The sequence below is a fragment of the Orbus sasakiae genome (assembly GCF_039542345.1).
Lineage (GTDB): Bacteria > Pseudomonadota > Gammaproteobacteria > Enterobacterales > Orbaceae > Orbus > Orbus sasakiae.
On the sequence record NZ_BAABHY010000001.1, the window covers coordinates 1,202,007 to 1,218,331 of the forward strand.

The 16,325-nt window shown below is 37.5% G+C and carries 14 protein-coding genes; 2 read left to right on the forward strand and 12 right to left on the reverse strand.

The window, feature by feature from the left end:
* Window positions 1-2 precede the first annotated feature (2 nt).
* From ABEA36_RS05235 to nfo, 9 genes are all read right to left on the reverse strand, one after another.
* A complete protein-coding gene (locus ABEA36_RS05235) occupies window positions 3-1,064 on the reverse strand; it encodes a methionine ABC transporter ATP-binding protein (RefSeq protein WP_345489531.1) in 1,062 nt (353 codons plus the stop codon).
* Window positions 1,065-1,137: 73 nt separating this feature from the next.
* On the reverse strand, window positions 1,138-1,965 hold the full coding sequence (locus tag ABEA36_RS05240; protein ID WP_345489534.1) for a MetQ/NlpA family ABC transporter substrate-binding protein: 828 nt from the start codon (window positions 1,963-1,965) through the stop codon (window positions 1,138-1,140).
* A 206-nt stretch (window positions 1,966-2,171) separates the two neighbouring features.
* A complete protein-coding gene (locus ABEA36_RS05245; RefSeq protein ID WP_345489536.1) occupies window positions 2,172-3,203 on the reverse strand; it encodes an ABC transporter ATP-binding protein in 1,032 nt (343 codons plus the stop codon).
* On the reverse strand, window positions 3,191-4,873 hold the full coding sequence (locus ABEA36_RS05250) for an ABC transporter permease (RefSeq protein ID WP_345489538.1): 1,683 nt from the start codon (window positions 4,871-4,873) through the stop codon (window positions 3,191-3,193). The genes ABEA36_RS05245 and ABEA36_RS05250 overlap by 13 nt, the downstream gene beginning before the upstream one ends.
* Window positions 4,874-4,891: 18 nt before the next feature.
* On the reverse strand, window positions 4,892-5,863 hold the full coding sequence (locus ABEA36_RS05255) for an ABC transporter substrate-binding protein (protein ID WP_345489540.1): 972 nt from the start codon (window positions 5,861-5,863) through the stop codon (window positions 4,892-4,894).
* A 165-nt stretch (window positions 5,864-6,028) separates the two neighbouring features.
* On the reverse strand, window positions 6,029-7,132 hold the full coding sequence (locus ABEA36_RS05260; protein ID WP_345489541.1) for an amidohydrolase: 1,104 nt from the start codon (window positions 7,130-7,132) through the stop codon (window positions 6,029-6,031).
* Window positions 7,133-7,147: 15 nt separating this feature from the next.
* A complete protein-coding gene (locus ABEA36_RS05265; RefSeq protein WP_345489543.1) occupies window positions 7,148-7,624 on the reverse strand; it encodes a YjiG family protein in 477 nt (158 codons plus the stop codon).
* Complete coding sequence (locus ABEA36_RS05270) at window positions 7,617-8,255, reverse strand: nucleoside recognition domain-containing protein (protein ID WP_425571893.1); 639 nt, start codon at window positions 8,253-8,255, stop codon at window positions 7,617-7,619. The genes ABEA36_RS05265 and ABEA36_RS05270 overlap by 8 nt, the downstream gene beginning before the upstream one ends.
* Window positions 8,256-8,713: 458 nt before the next feature.
* The gene (gene nfo / locus ABEA36_RS05275; RefSeq protein WP_345489547.1) at window positions 8,714-9,562 is read right to left on the reverse strand and encodes a deoxyribonuclease IV; all 849 of its coding nucleotides are present in this window, start codon (window positions 9,560-9,562) and stop codon (window positions 8,714-8,716) included.
* Between the two features lie 151 nt (window positions 9,563-9,713).
* Here nfo and deoC point away from each other — a divergent pair, with 151 nt between their 5' ends.
* Window positions 9,714-10,391, forward strand: a complete 678-nt coding sequence (gene deoC, locus ABEA36_RS05280; protein ID WP_345489549.1) for a deoxyribose-phosphate aldolase — start codon at window positions 9,714-9,716, stop codon at window positions 10,389-10,391.
* Window positions 10,392-10,744: 353 nt separating this feature from the next.
* On the opposite strand, the gene yejK is transcribed toward deoC, so the two are convergent.
* Window positions 10,745-11,743 (reverse strand): nucleoid-associated protein YejK, encoded by a 999-nt coding sequence (gene yejK, locus ABEA36_RS05285; RefSeq protein WP_345489550.1) that lies wholly within the window; start codon window positions 11,741-11,743, stop codon window positions 10,745-10,747.
* Between the two features lie 201 nt (window positions 11,744-11,944).
* Here yejK and ABEA36_RS05290 point away from each other — a divergent pair, with 201 nt between their 5' ends.
* On the forward strand, window positions 11,945-13,336 hold the full coding sequence (locus ABEA36_RS05290; protein WP_345489552.1) for an MATE family efflux transporter: 1,392 nt from the start codon (window positions 11,945-11,947) through the stop codon (window positions 13,334-13,336).
* Here ABEA36_RS05290 and ABEA36_RS05295 read toward each other — a convergent pair.
* Together ABEA36_RS05295 and ABEA36_RS05300 are read right to left on the reverse strand one after the other, a co-directional pair.
* A complete protein-coding gene (locus ABEA36_RS05295) occupies window positions 13,333-15,204 on the reverse strand; it encodes a DNA topoisomerase III (RefSeq protein WP_345489554.1) in 1,872 nt (623 codons plus the stop codon). The genes ABEA36_RS05290 and ABEA36_RS05295 overlap by 4 nt on opposite strands.
* A gap of 156 nt (window positions 15,205-15,360) precedes the next feature.
* A complete protein-coding gene (locus tag ABEA36_RS05300) occupies window positions 15,361-16,299 on the reverse strand; it encodes a nitronate monooxygenase (RefSeq protein ID WP_345489557.1) in 939 nt (312 codons plus the stop codon).
* Window positions 16,300-16,325 lie beyond the last annotated feature (26 nt).

Sequence of the window (16,325 nt, forward strand, 5' to 3'; positions counted from 1 at the left end):
CACTATATTGAATAATTGTTTTCATGCTGCAACGAATTGAGCCGACTCACTGAAATATGATGTTTATTAAAAAAAGACTCTGCATCAACTAAAGTATGGTTATCACCACTTAATAATACGATCAAAGTACCAACCGGTAGATCATGAATAATCTCTAAATTGCTATATAAAATGGTTGTCTCAATATTATAGTGATGATAAAGCTGGCTGATAAAAGGGCTAAAATGATTATTGCCTACAAATTGGAGTTCGAGTAAATGTTGATCTTTCAATTTTTCGGCTAAAGAAGGATGATTGAAAATGGAATCATACGCTTGCTCAATGTTAGATGCTTTGCGTATAAAATCTTGTGTTAAAGCTTGTTTAGGGCAACTAAAAATACTCACAATATCGCCCTGTTCAATAACCTGACCATGCTGCATCACGGCAACTTTGTCACAGATCTCTTTAATGACTTGCATTTCATGAGTAATAATCACAATGGTTAAGTTTAATTTTTGATTAAGTTCTTTGAGTAATTTTAAGATCGATTGCGTTGTTTTTGGGTCTAATGCACTCGTTGCTTCATCACAGAGTAATACGTTTGGATCATTTGCTAATGCCCTTGCTATTGCCACTCGCTGTTTTTGTCCACCCGATAATTGCGATGGATAAAAATCACGTTTTTCTGATAATCCGACAAATTCTAGTAACTGATTAATTTTTTGCTGCTTTTCAAGCTTGCTAAGAGAAGTGTGACGTAAGGGGTATAATACATTGCCATAAACTGTGCGTGAGTTCATCAAGTTAAAATGCTGAAATATCATTCCAATTTTTTTACGGGCATTTCGCAATTCTCTTTCACCCAAGGCTACCATATCATTACCGTTGACAACAACCTGACCATGAGTCGGTTTTTGTAACAAATTGATAACCCTCACTAAAGTTGATTTACCAGCACCACTGTAACCAACAATCCCAAATATTTCACCTTTATCAACAGACAATGACACATCATTAACAGCATACACTGGCTGTTTATGCTTATCTTTAAAAACAACATCTATATGCGATAATTTAATCATATTGATTGACTTATTTAATAATTAGCAATGCTTATGGTAATCTCAATACTAACCATAAACATTGGCTTAATGTTTAATGTAATTCTGTTGGAATAAACCAATAGTTATTAGGGTTGTTATCTTTTAAGTACTGTTTAAACTCATCAGAACGATAAGCTTCCACAACGGCTTTAGCCCATTTAGACTCTTTATTGGTTTGCTTTACGGTTGCGACTAATACAAGTGGTTCGAGAATATCTTCTTGTAATAGTGTCGTTTTCGGGTCAACTTTTGCAGCGTACACAATACTGCCCGTTATCACGGCATAGTCTAGATCGGCAAGTGATCTTGGAATGGTCGCACTATCCATTTCAATAATGTCAATACCATATTTATTTTGCGCAATGTCATTGGCTGTTGCTTTAGTTAAAATAGTGCCATCTTTTAATGTAATCCAGCCAGCCTTTTGCAACAATGCATATGCCCTTGCTGTATTTGATGGATCTTGTGGAATGGCTACCTTATCACCTTTCGCTACCTGATTTAATGCTGTTTTTTTACCTGCATAGATACCGGCAGGTACTGTGGGGATTTTAGTGATACCGACTAAGTCACCATCGGTGCTTTTATTAAAATCTTGATAATAAGCCGTATGCTGATCAACATTTAAATCAATGTCACCATCATTAAGCGCAATATCGGCTAACCTTAAATTTGAAAAGTCGGTTGTTTTAATGATATACCCTTCTTTCTCTAGAATCGGTTTGATGGCGGTCATAAACAATTCGCTATAAGGACCTGGAGATGTACCTACTCGAATGATTTGTTGATTATCTGCACTGACCGTATTATTTGATTTATCACAACCAACTAAACCACCAATAAATATCAATGGCAAAAATAGTGTTAATAGCTTTTTCATTATTTACTCCTAATTTAATATTTAAGGGTGTTGCTGCATTTATAATCTAACAATAAAAATTGCAGCTAATAAATATGAATTAAGCATAAAGATATAGCATTTAGTTATATCGTTCTTGTACATAGCACTACATTACACAAAATTGATGAATCAATGACGATTAAAACGAGTCAAATAGGCAAATAGGCAAATATCACTCTCCAAGGCTATAATGCAACGCCCCAAGCCTGTGTAATATGAAGATCAACAATACAATTAGGTAATAACGGTAAAGGATGGTATGCGAGTAACACTTGCTCATCAAAAAAAGATAATGTAATTTCATATCGCTCCCCCTTAAAAATACTGTCAATCACTCTGGCTTTAATTCCATTACGTTCAATAATATGAACATGTTGTGGACGAATGACGATGGGATACGAACCTTTAGTTGACGATGCAAAAATAGATTGTAATTGAGCGGTGTTCAGCTGTTGATGACAATAATTAACAGAAGTATAAATAATGCAACCATTGCCGATGAATTGAGCAAGCCATTGATTTTGAGGCTGCTGGTAAATGGTATCAGGTGTTGCCCATTGAACAATTTCACCTTTATCTAATACTGCAATCTTGTCCGCTAAGGCCATGGCTTCTGCTTGGTCATGAGTAACGTAGACAAAGGTTGCCCCTGTACGCCGATGAAACTGACGAAAAGTCATCTCCATTGACGTTCTAAGATGACGATCTAAATTAGATAAGGGTTCATCAAGTAATATTACTGATGGTTCGGCTATCAAACACCTGGCAAGCGCGACACGTTGTCGCTGACCACCACTGAGTTTTAATGGTGAGTAAGACGCCTTATCCGCTAATTGTACTGTTTCTAGCGCCTCACTCACGCGTTTTTGATATTCAGCCCCTTTTATACCTTTTAATTTTATGGGATAACCCACATTATCCGCCACACTCATATGTGGCCATAACGCATAAGACTGAAAAACCATCCCCATATTACGTTTTTCGGCGGGAATGTTCGTCTGACGAGTGCTATCAAATAATAATTTTTGATTTAAGCTTATTATTCCACAATCTGGATTCTCTAATCCGGCAAGCATTCTTAATGTTGTTGTTTTACCACATCCACTAGGGCCTAATAATGCAATAAATGATCCTGGGTCAATATCTAAATTCAGATCGTGAACGATGGTTTGCTTTGCATACTGTTTATGGATGTTTCTTAGCATTAAGCCTGCCATGGAATAGCCCCTTTCGGTAAATATCGACCAAATATAATCGTAGAAAACATCACTAACAACACGAATAGTGTAATCACAACAGATATCGCCGCGGCAAGGACGGAATCGCCACTATCATTAAAATTAAAAATTAATACGCCTAATGTTTCATTTCCGGCACTCCATAATAATGCCGATACGGTTAATTCATTTAATGCCGAAAGGAAAACAAGTAAACCACCTGCAAAAATGGATGGTGCAATAATCGGCCTAACAATATGGTGCATGGATTGCCAGCTTGAGGCGCCACTTAGTCTAGCCGCTTCTTCTAGCGCAGGGTCAAGTTGTATAAAACTCGCTTGAACTGGCTTAATAACGATAACAAAGAAACGCGCTAAATAAGCGAGCAAAATAATCGTTATCGTACCAAGTAAGCTATAATTAGGAATAAAATTAGCCCATAATAAAATACAGGCAATGGCCAATACTGTACCCGGGATGGCATAGGGTAAGTCAAACAATGAAGCGGAAAGTTGTAATATGCGACTTCTTGTATGATGTAATATCCATACAAACGGTACACTAATGAACATTAAAATCACAACAGTGGTACTGGTTAGTAATAAACTGTTTTTAAACGCCCTTAATGTTATTGGTTGTGTAAACAACATTTCATAGTATGCATGGAAACTCAACGTCTCCCACGAAAGCGGAATACCAACTGAAGGAACGAATGAACTTACTATTAATGCCGCCATTGGTGCAACTAAAATAAATAACAACACACATACCATTATCACTAAAATTAATCGGGTAATAAATTTAGAAAAGATGATCTGCACTGAACACCCAGATGTCACCGTTAGTTGGTATATGCTATGCCGCTGTAATCTTCGTTGGAAAGCGATACCAATCAAACTTAATAAAATCACCAATAAAGATAAAATAGCCACTTGTGCTATCATTAAACCACCAAATGAAGCCATTTTTTGATAGATAAGCGTAGATAATACATAATATCCAACCGGAATACCTAATATAGCCGGTATACCAAAATTACCAATTGCGGCAACAAACGCAATAGCTGCGCCCGCCATAATACCTGAACGTAATAATGGTAATATAATCGTCAATAAAATTTTAATCGGTGACGCACCTGATAAACTAGCCGCTTCACTTAAATAACTTGGAATAGATGCAATATGCGTTCTTACCGTCAAAAAAACTAATGGCATGTGTTGTATCCCCATCAATAATGAAATCCCCCCAGCTGAATACAAGGGTTGAGGACTACCTATTGCAGGCGCTAAATTAATACTTTGTAACAGTGAACTCGATGGACCAAATAATTGTAACCAACTTAGCGCGGTAATTTGTGGCGGAATAATCAATGGCACCATAATGGCAAAAATCCACACTGCACTAAAGCGTATCTTTGAATTTGATAATACAATGGCAAAGAAGGTACCTAATACCGTTGCAACGATTGTACTCAATACACCAGTTACTACCGTATTATATAACGCACTATAAGTAAGCGGATCTGACATCAACTCAAACCATACCGAATTATCCGTACTGACTCCCCACAATGCCTCAAGCAAGATTCGAATAATGGGTAAAACACAAATAATAAAAAGTACGCCCCAAAAAAGATAGGTCGGTATCTTTTTCATATAGTGATTAAGCATTGAATTGTCCAATCGTATTTATTGCGTAAATAATGTTTTAAAACGTGCTTTGGCTGCCTGCTCATTATTTAGGATATTTTGATTATCTACCGACAGCAATTTAATTGCGTTTCGCTCTGGAAAACCAGCTGGCATGGGCATATCATTCATAGCTGGAATATACCCCATTTTAAGCACTAATTGCTGACCTGACTGTGATAATACAAAATCGACAAATTTTTGTGCAGCAGAAAGATTTTGACTATTAGCCATAATAGCAACAGGCTCTGTCACAATGCTCACGCCCTCTTTTGGGAAAATAAATTCAATGGGAGAGCCTTTGGCTTTAGCTCTAATCGCCATATAGTCAACTAAGACGCCATAAGGTTTAGTACCATTTGCAACAGCGGTCAATACACCACCATTCCCCCCTTGTGCAGTAGCACCATTTTCTTTTAACGCTTCATAATAGTTCCACCCAAGTTGGGGGATTGCCGTTAATGTTGCTAAGTGAATCATTGCAGCACCTGAATATAAAGGACTTGGCATCACAACTTGTCCTTTAATAGCGGGATTAGCCAAATCTTGCCATTGCGTCGGTTTAAAGTCAGCTTGACGATGATAAGCAATACCGGTCGTGATTAGTTTGGTGCCATAATAATAAAAATCACTATCATAAAATGAGGTATCATAATATTGTGCTTGTTCACTTTTGTAGGCATATAGCAGATTGCGCTGCTTAAATGATGCCATTGTAATTGAATCAGCAATAAGCAAAACATCTGGTTTAGTCACTCCCGCTTTAATCTCTGCTTCTAGGCGAGTAACTAGCTGTGTAGTGCCATCTCGAATCCAATCAACTTCAATATCAGGATACATGAGATTAAAACTGTCGACTGTCATTTGTGCATCAACGGGTATTTGACTTGTATAAAGTGTTAATTTGTCAGCAAATGAGGATGTTGAAAATAGTATGGCTAGACAAGGAATGAGTCGTTTTAGCGAATACATGATATGCCCCAGTGATTGTGTTAAACCTATGACATACTATAAATAGTATCTGTGACGGCATTATGACAAATACAATAGAGAAGTGGTGTATGGAGAAATAAGAAAAAATGAGATAAATAAGGTTTGTGTTTTCGCAAACAAACCTTATTTGATAATGTAATACAACTAACCTAATACACGTTGCACGCAAGCTTTTGATATGTTAACGCCAATATCCATTGCATCAAGGTCAAAATGCATATTAGGATGATGCAGACCTGGTTGAAGATCGACCCCTAGTCCCCAAAATCCCGCTTTGATAGTAGGTTTTTGTCTTGGGTAATTAAAAAAGTCTTCACCACCTGGCGTATAAACGGGAGCGATTAATCCTTTATCGCCAAGTACATCTTTAATCCCTTGTGCAATAATCTCTGTCACTTCATCATTAATTTCAGCAGCAGGAATCTCTTTTGATACCACAGCATTAGCACTTGCACCGATAGAACGAGCTGCAAATTCGATCGCTTGTAATACTTTTGCTTTTAGTTCATCCATCGCTTGATTAGTGGGGGCTCTCAAATCCCAACATACATTTGCTTTGGCTGGAATCGAATTAGTCACACCCGCATCACAAAGACAACGTGTTGCTTTAGCGCTATAACAGAGTGCAGGATTCAAATGAATGGCATTAACCGACTGAATAGCAAGTGACGCAGCATCAAGAGCATTGATACCCAGATGTGGTCGAGCGCCGTGAGCTGGCACGCCAATAAAATCGACTTCGATAGTCGTAGAGGCAGAGTAATACATTGCAGGGGTTGCGAACCCTTTCGGACACTCTTCTTTAGGTCTCAAATGTAACCCCATAATGATATCAACATCATCAATCGCTCCCCCTTCGATCATAGCGAGGGCACCTGAACCTAACTCTTCTGCGGGTTGAAAAATAAACTTGATACGACCTTTTTTGACAATGTTTTCTTGCATAACTTGCTGTGCAGTCGTTAACGCAATTGATGAATGAGCATCGTGCCCACACGTATGCATCGCACAATGTTTACCATCGATAATATGGCCTAAAGCATCCATATCGGCTCTCAAAGCAAGTGTCGGTCCTGATTTACCACTATCATAAAGTGCAACAAGACCTGTTGTACCGTTAACATGCTCTGTAACTTGATAACCGGCTTTTTTAAGCTGCTCACTAATATAAGCTGATGTTTTATGCTCTTCAAAACCCAATTCAGGAATAGTATGTAAATATTGATAATGTTTAAATACCTGTGACATGATAGCTACCTCAAATTAAAACTGTATGATTAAACGCATCACAAACATGGCAATAATCGCATTTAAAATACTGGTTAACATTAATAATGGCCAGTAACGTTTAGGAACATCCGCGACGCCCAATAAACGCCCCATATATTGTAATTGTGAACCCATTAAGAAAATAGCGGGGGCTAATATCGTGATATCTTGAATTCCTAATTGCTGATGAGCAAATAAACTTACCGCAACCCCCGTACCAGCTGATGCTGATAGCCAAGCTGTTAACAATACAGTGATAGCAACACCTGGTAGACTAAACACAGACATGACAGGTGAAAATATTATGCCTAATACGTCCATTAAACCGAGTAAATTAAGAATTTGAGCAATCACATAAGCCATAAGTACATTCGGTAATAAGTTATTGATCGCAATATTAAATCCTTTGCGCGCACCAATGATAAAAATATCGAAGGGATTATTGGTCTCTTTTTTGGTTTGATTACTCATCAGTAAAATCCTTTTTATAAAACGTATTTAAAACAATACGGACAAATACCGCACCAACAAATTTCATTACAAACATTAAAATTAATGGAATGACAACAGGTACAATTAACCATGCAAACATCGCCGAACCAATTGCAAAATAGTTATTAATAAGCCCTGCTCCAGAATATTGCCAGGCTCCCATAATAATCAGATCTTTTTTACGAATCTCTTTATTGTCATAAAGCTCTTTGGTTAATGCTGCACCGGCATCGGTACTTTGTAAATCGGTGATCAGTGCAAGCCCAGTTAAACCAGGAATACCTAATACAGGTTTTAAAAGCGGGGTTAAAAGCTTGTGAGCGGCACGAATTGCACCATAATGGGTAAATATTTCAAGTAAACCGAGCGCAAGCATCACCGTTGGTACTAATGAAAGTGCAAATAAAAAGCCTGCTTTCGCGCTAATCCCACCTTCCCCAACAAAGGTATTTTTTTCTGGATGTTGCATGGTTCCAAATGAACCACCTAATGTGGTAAAGTCAAAAGCACCAAGCCACTTCATACCATTAACATTAAAGAAAAGTCCCGAAAAGAATAAAATGGCAATAATTAAAGCAAGATAAGCTTTGACACCAATTCTTATTGGCATCTTATTATCTTTATCACTATCTTTACTATCAGACACGAAAAATACCTCCTACGTATTGTTTTATTTAATTATGATTTTAATTGAATTTCATCTTGTTACACAATTGCAAAAGTTATGCCATATAATCAGAATTTTAAATTTTAACGACGAAAACCAAGATTTGATTTAATCATCAGTAATGATTCATACGCGATTACACATGCACAACTATAAAGGAGCAATTGGGCTAATTTATCATTAAAAATAATCGAGCTGATTATCATATAAGAATAATGCGCGAGTGCGAACAATTATAAGAAAAATTTAGTCGAACCTTGCAATATAAGGATTTGGTTATACCTTACCAATCACATAATGTTGATGCAATAACCATTAAAAGTCGTGAGTAGCGTTGTAGGAAAGTTAATAAAATCGACAAACTGGCTATAATTAGCCAGTTTAGTGAGGCAATGATAGCTTTATGCTGAGGCTGAAAGTGATTTTAACCACGCAATTTCATCTGGCCAGATATCTGGATCGACAGTTTCAAGAATGAGCGGGATGTCATCAATTCGTGGGTCTTGCATAATAAACTCAAATGCAACCTTACCAATATTTCCCATACCTAAGCTATGATGTCGGTCAACATGGCTTGCCAATTCACTTTTTGCATCATTTAAATGCATACCGCGTAAATAGTTAAAACCGACAATTTTTTCGAACTCAGCAAACGTTTCTTCACAAGCTTTTTTCGTTCGTAAGTCATAACCAGCAGCAAAGGCATGACAAGTATCAATGCACACACCAACTCTTGATTTATCTTCGACTTGATCAATAATTTGCGCTAAGTGTTCAAATTTATAGCCTAAATTAGAACCTTGCCCTGCCGTATTTTCAATAACCGCGACAACATCTTTTGTTTTATCTAAGGTCATATTAATGGACTGTGCAATTCGCGCTAAGCATTCATCCACTGAAATTTGACGCAAATCGCTACCAGGATGGAAATTTAAAAGTGTTAAACCCAATTGCTCACAACGCTGCATTTCATCTAAAAAGGCAGCACGTGATTTTTCTAGTTGTTCAGAATCAGGATGACCGAGATTAATTAAATAACTATCGTGTGGTAAAATTTGTTTACTACTATAACCATATTTTTCACAATTGTGTTTGAACTTATCTATAGTCTGATTTTCTAATGGTTTGGCATGCCATTGACGTTGGTTCTTGGTAAAAAGTGCAAATGCGGTCGCCTTAATTTGATAGGCATTAATTGGCGCATTATCGACACCACCTGACGCGCTGACATGAGCGCCAATATATTTCATACTGCATTCTCCATTGTTTTAATCATCATCTGATTTTTAATCGATATCATAGCTAATTTAGCTGTAACGATAAAGCTATTGCACTAATTATCACATCTTGCTATGTTGGCTATACAACCTTTTCACTTATTCCCACACTATTGAGGTCAATATGTCAAAGCCAGTTGTTCAATTAGCATCTTATATCGATCATACCTTATTGAAAATGGACGCCACTCAAAATGAAATACAAACTTTGTGTCAAGAAGCCATAAAATATCATTTCTGTGCGGTTTGTGTAAATTCTGCCTATGTACCATTTGTCAAAACACAGCTAGCTAATAGTTCGGTAAAAGTCTGTTCAGTGATTGGGTTTCCGCTTGGCGCAAGTTTAACATCAGTCAAAGTGTTTGAAACCAAAGCAGCAATTGAAGCTGGAGCTGATGAAATTGATATGGTTATCAATATCGGACTACTCAAAAGTGATAATATCGCCGCTTTTATTGATGATATTCGCCAAGTTAAACTTGCATGCGGCTCTAAAATATTAAAAGTTATTTTAGAAACCTGTTTACTTACATCTGAACAAATTGAACACGTTTGTTTAATTTGTCGCGATTTGAATGTTGATTTTGTTAAAACATCAACAGGTTTTAGCTCAGGTGGTGCAACCATTAAGGATGTGACATTAATGCGAGTAACCGTCGGCACTAAAATCGGTGTTAAAGCTTCTGGTGGAATTAGAGATAAAGCAACAGCATTAGCAATGATTGATGCCGGAGCAACGCGCTTAGGTTGTAGTGCTGGTATAGCAATTGTAACTGGAGAAACAGGCAAATCGAGTTATTAGCACTTTTGTTTGACTATTTTTCGTTATCATCGTGTTGTAATCTATCACGATAATGTAAAAATAATCATTCTTTTGTGGTCAGTAATCTGATGTTCTGGCCCGATAAAAGTTCAAATCAAGTTATCGATATACAGATTATTTGTGTATGCAATGCGCCAACTTTGCAGCCTGTGACATTTTTGTTTAATGTGACACTGATTTGCAATTTTGCCCTTTCACAATGCGCTTTAGTAACACAGGCGGCTGCGGGGGTCGTTTACCTCATCAAGCCGCCTAAATAATAAGTCATATCCATTTTACAGCGGATTAAAACCTAGTTAAGGCCAGATCTAGCCATAAGATTTATTTTATACTTAGTCATTATTACGTTGCAATTGGTCGCGCAAGTTTGGTGGTAAACCTTTAATCACTAGCGTATCACTATTCGGATCCCATTTAATACGTTCACCAAGTAAGTCTGAATCGAAATTAATTGTTAAGCCCCCGCCACTACCAGAGAATTTTTTGAGTTGACGTAATGTAGAACGATCAACGGGAAACTCTTCATCCAGATCATACTCTTGATTGGCAATAAATGAACTAAAATCATTATCATCAACAGTAGGTAACTCTTTTGCTAGATTAGACAGTTTTATCTCTTCTCCCGCTTCAAGTTGTCCTTTGCAATAACCATAGACTTGTTCACGTACGGCTTTCTTTTCTTGCTTATCAAGCTCAATCACTTGGCAATAATCATCAACGGCTTTCACTAAGTTTTTATTTTGATTTTTTGCATTTAAACCTTCACTTGCGCCAAGATAATCCATAAAAAAGTCGGACACTTTACGACCAACGCGCCCTTTCAAAAACGTTAAATAACGTTTTGAATTCGGATCGGTCTGCCACTCAGTGATATCAATACGTGCAATAATATCCGCATGATCGACATCGAGATATTGAGTTTGACTAATTTCAAGTGATTCATTAACCAATGTACTGTGGCAAGTATTTAAAACCGCTATCAATAAATATTCGACAGCCAGATACCGATATAGACAAAATATGACCGTACCACCTTCTGCAAAAGGGTATTTAGCCAGTTCATTACGCAATTGCTTAACAGATTGCTGTGTGAAGTTAAGAAAATCTTGATTACCGGCTTTCATCTCTTTTACCGATGTTTCAAATAAACTGTTTTCATGAAACAGACCATATGCTTTTGCTTTATTATTATAAACGCGATTAATATCAGCAATTAAATCTGTAACGACTTGATGATTTTCAAGTACAGACTCCCGTAGCACCACATCAATGTCCGTTTCACTTTTACGAATTAATTGATGAAGAATAATGTGTTCAATTTGTAAACTCATACCTTAACCTATTTTTCCATTATCGAATTAAGACTATTTTAACAGAATTTATCTAAAAAATGCGTATAAACAATTTATTTGTCTGTTAGAATAGTTGCGATAAAAGTAAGGATAATAAATTTAATATAACCGCTTAGTGCTTCATTCTTTTGCGCAATTTATCATTATCCAATCACACAATAACAAAGAAAAAGATGGTTTATGGCTACAAATTACAATGATTTTACCAATAAAAAAATTAGCTCACTTTTTTGGCAATACGCTTTACCGGCTATTATTGGTACAACAGTTAACACCCTTTATAATATTATTGATGGTATCTTTATTGGGCACTGGATCGGTCGCGATGCACTGAGCGCTGCGGGATTAATTTTACCGGTCATGACCATTGCAGCCGCAATTGGCTTATTGGTGGGTGTCGGTTCGGCAAGCCGTATTTCGATTTTTTTAGGTCAAAAATCATTTGATAAAGCGGAACAGATCATCGGTTCATCTTTTGTGTTAACATTACTGCTTAGCGGCACAGCTTTGGCATTATTGATGATATTCATCGATCCGTTGTTATACTTTGTTGGTGCCAGCGAAACAACCCATGCTTATGCGAAGCAATTTTTACAAATTTTTCTACCCGGTAGCCTATTTTTAACCTTGTCGTTTAACTACGTTAATATGATGAGGGCATGTGGTTATCCCCTTAAAGCAATGCTCATTATGCTATCAACAGTCATTGCAAATATTATCTTAGCACCTATTTTTATCAAAGTATTTGATTGGGGCATGCGTGGCGCCGCACTTGCAACAACCTTATCAATGATGCTGAGTTTTATTTTGGTTATGCTACATTTTACCAGCAAAAAAAGCCCCGTGAGATTGCGTTTAAAGAATATGCGTCTGAAAAAAGAGTCTGTGATTAATATCTTATCAATTGGTGTATCACCCTTTGCGATGCAAGTGGCAACGTCAATTGTGGTGGTATTTATTAACTGGCAACTTAATGCCTACGCACCTACTAGCCACATTAGCGGTGATGATGCCATTGCCGCCTATTCAAATGCTAACCGATTAATTACACTCATCATTATGGTTGTTATTGGGGTTAATCAGGGGATGCAACCGATCATCGGTTATAACTATGGTGCTAAAAATTACCAACGTGTGAAAGAAACTTTTTTCTATGCTGTAAAAGTCGCGACAGTGATTACGGGTCTGGGCTTTTTGTTTGGAATGTTTATTCCCGATCTCTTAGTCAGCGCCTTCACCTCAGAGAAAGATATTATTGATTTATCATCAACAGCACTTCGTTTTATTACCATTTCATTTGTGCTGATTGGTTTCCAAATTGTTACTACGGGTTTCTTCCAATGTATTGGTATGGCAAAAGTATCAATTATATTAAGTCTTTCAAGGCAAGTGTTGATCTTGTTACCAACACTTTACATATTGCCACTATTTTGTGGGCTCAATGGCGTCTGGTTTTCTGCGCCAATTTCAGACCTACTCGCTAGTGCCTTAGCGTATTTAGCACTACACTGCTACTTTAAATCTGTCAAAAAACGTCATGGTCATGTTGATTCAGCGCAAAATAATCATTAATGATTAAAACGAACGGAATTGAGACGCTCAATCAGCTGGAAAATAGATTGCACCAGTTCTGCCATAAATTGCTGATAACTCATCGATTTATGGCTTATTGCTTCAAGCTGAGACTCCCAATGTGCTGTCATATCGGGCACTGTCATTACCGTTGGTAACATGCCGATAAGCCTTCTACCAATGTCAGTTGAACGAATCGTTTTCCCCTGTCGTACCAAAAACTCACGTTTAAATAACAGTTCAATGATCCCTGCACGAGTGGCTTCGGTTCCTAATCCATCCGTTTCACGCAAGATTTTTTTAATTTCAGGATCATTCACAAACCTTGCAATTCCAGTCATTGCTGATAATAATGTCGCATCAGTAAATGGCTTTGGTGGAGACGTTTCTTTACTGACAAGCTCAGCATCAATACAGTGTGCTTGTTCACCTTTTTTTACCAATTTGGTCAGCAATGGCTCAGACTCTTCAGCCTGATTATTACTATTAACTTTAAAAAGTTGTTTCCAACCTTCATCGAGCATTTGATTCGCTTTAGCAACAAATTTACCCTTCGCAATATCCACATCAATCTGGAGCTCAGCATAGCGGTAATTAGGATAAAATTGCGCAAGATATTGCGTTGCAATCATCATATAAACAGCAAATTCATTTGTTGATAATTTATGCGTATCGGCTTTTCTTAATGTAGGAATAATCGCATGATGTGCATCGACTTTTTTATCGTTCCATGTTTTGGTTCGAATGGATAAGTCCGCGTGGCTAATTGCATCTTGTAATCCTGGGCAGTTATGATTAATTGCTGCGATAACACCATTAATTTGATGAAGGTGTTCCTCTGGTAAATAACGGCAATCTGAACGTGGATAAGTAATCAGTTTATGTTTTTCATATAGCGATTGGCAGATATCCAATACATCTTGTGCACTTAAACCATTTTTACGTGCCATCTCAATTTGTAACGCAGATAGGTTAAAAGGTAAAGGCGGTGCGAGTTCTTTTTTCTTATTACTGACGTTTTCAATTAATGCAGGTTGATTTTTAATGCGTTCACACACATTTTCAGCTAATGTTTTTAGTAATACTCGGCCATCTTCATCTTGATAAGGCGCACAAGCCTCACTCGGTAACCACTTAGCTTTGAAGGTTTCATGATGTTTTGTCTCAATCACAGCAAACACTTCATAAAAGGGTTTACTCACAAAGTTTTCAATCTCTAAATCACGTCTGACAACTAATCCTAAAATGGGTGTTTGAACGCGACCAATGGATAATACCCCTTTATAACCGCGACTTTGTCCTTTTATCGTACAAAGTCGACTCATATTAATCCCATATAACCAATCTGCTCTTGCGCGGGCTAAAGCTGATGTTGATAAAGGAATAAAGTCATGATTGCTACGTAAATTATTGAGTGATTTTTCAACGGCAGAGGCATTAAGGTCACTAATTAAGCAGCGCTTTACCGCACGAAGCTGTTCAGCTGGAATTTTGCAATAATTAAGTACTTCGTCAATTAACAGCTGCCCTTCTCGATCCGGGTCTCCAACATGGACAATGTCATTAGCCTGTCGAATGAGACCAACTAAAATATTAAATTGTTTTTGTGTACTGTTTTTGGGCAAGAGTATCCATTGCTGGGGGATAATCGGTAAATCACTAATCTGCCATTTTTTATAACGTTCGTCATAACTATCTGGTGGGGCTTGCTCAAGTAAATGACCAATACACCAACTCACCACATCCCCATTACCAGCACGAATAAACCCATCCCCTTTTTGATGTGGTTTTGGCAAAACATCAACAACCGCTCTTGCTAAACTGGGTTTTTCAGCAATAAATAATCGATATGAATGCTGGTGATTCATATTAAAAACCATCGCATAATAGGTTTAGCCCAAGCATGTAATGACCGTTTTTGTGAAACAAACAATCGATATTTGCTAAGCGGTGTGACAAGATAAGATTAAAATGGGTTATGTTTATCATTTGTGATTACTATTTTAAATAATGTCTAGTGATAGCTAAAAATTAGCGTAGTGTAACGCATTTTGTTGCATGACGTATTTTGCTTGGGTCACCATATCATCAATGATTCGTTTCGCTGATTTAATTTCAGTTAATAGACCACATATCTGCCCAGCCATTACCGATCCGTTTTCAATATCCCCTTCAGCCGCTTTTTTGGCTGAACCCATCGTTAATTGTTCCAATTGATCTCGGCTAATATTGTCATTTTCTAAACGTAAATATGTTTCAATCATTTTATTACGAATCGTCCTAACAGGTGCACCCATTTTTCGACCTGTTACGACTGTAGCAGTATCGTTTGCTTGAATAATAAACTGTTTTACGTTATCTGCTATTGGACATTCTTTTGCTAGCATAAAAAGCGTACCACATTGTACGCCTTTTGCACCTAAGGCAAATGCGGCCGCCATCCCTCGACCATCGCCAATCCCTCCCGCTGCAATAACAGGAATAGAGACGGCTTGTGTCACTTGTGGCACTAAAACCAGTGTTGTTGTTTCACCAATATGCCCTCCAGCTTCGGTTCCTTCACACACAATGGCATCAACACCCAGTTGTTCCATTTTCTGCGCAATTAAAACATTGGGAACCACGGCAATCACTTTGATACCAGCAGCTTTAAGACGCGGCATATAATTTTTGGGCGTTCCCGCCCCTGTTGCAACAATCTTGACACCTTCATCGATTAAGACGTCAATAAGTGCCTCAATATTATGCATCATTAACATTAAGTTCACCGCGAAGGGTTTATCTGTCAGTCGCTTACAGGCTCTAATTTCCTCACGTAGTGTTTGTGCTGTCATACCACCTGAGGCAATAATGCCTAGACCACCAGCATTAGATACTGCAGCGGCAAGTTGATGACGTGAAACTTGCGCCATAGCGCCTTGTAAAATAGGATACTGAATATTGAATAGTTGCGTAATTTCCATATAAAGATCCTCGTTATCAATACCCG

Coding starts and splice junctions, on each gene's coding strand:
- ABEA36_RS05235 (WP_345489531.1), bottom strand. CDS start 1,064: ATGATTAAATTATCGCATATAGATGTTGTTTTTAAAGATAAGCATAAA.
- ABEA36_RS05240 (WP_345489534.1), bottom strand. CDS start 1,965: ATGAAAAAGCTATTAACACTATTTTTGCCATTGATATTTATTGGTGGT.
- ABEA36_RS05245 (WP_345489536.1), bottom strand. CDS start 3,203: ATGGCAGGCTTAATGCTAAGAAACATCCATAAACAGTATGCAAAGCAA.
- ABEA36_RS05250 (WP_345489538.1), bottom strand. CDS start 4,873: ATGCTTAATCACTATATGAAAAAGATACCGACCTATCTTTTTTGGGGC.
- ABEA36_RS05255 (WP_345489540.1), bottom strand. CDS start 5,863: ATGTATTCGCTAAAACGACTCATTCCTTGTCTAGCCATACTATTTTCA.
- ABEA36_RS05260 (WP_345489541.1), bottom strand. CDS start 7,132: ATGTCACAGGTATTTAAACATTATCAATATTTACATACTATTCCTGAA.
- ABEA36_RS05265 (WP_345489543.1), bottom strand. CDS start 7,624: ATGAGTAATCAAACCAAAAAAGAGACCAATAATCCCTTCGATATTTTT.
- ABEA36_RS05270 (WP_425571893.1), bottom strand. CDS start 8,255: ATGCCAATAAGAATTGGTGTCAAAGCTTATCTTGCTTTAATTATTGCC.
- nfo (WP_345489547.1), bottom strand. CDS start 9,562: ATGAAATATATTGGCGCTCATGTCAGCGCGTCAGGTGGTGTCGATAAT.
- deoC (WP_345489549.1), top strand. CDS start 9,714: ATGTCAAAGCCAGTTGTTCAATTAGCATCTTATATCGATCATACCTTA.
- yejK (WP_345489550.1), bottom strand. CDS start 11,743: ATGAGTTTACAAATTGAACACATTATTCTTCATCAATTAATTCGTAAA.
- ABEA36_RS05290 (WP_345489552.1), top strand. CDS start 11,945: ATGGCTACAAATTACAATGATTTTACCAATAAAAAAATTAGCTCACTT.
- ABEA36_RS05295 (WP_345489554.1), bottom strand. CDS start 15,204: ATGAATCACCAGCATTCATATCGATTATTTATTGCTGAAAAACCCAGT.
- ABEA36_RS05300 (WP_345489557.1), bottom strand. CDS start 16,299: ATGGAAATTACGCAACTATTCAATATTCAGTATCCTATTTTACAAGGC.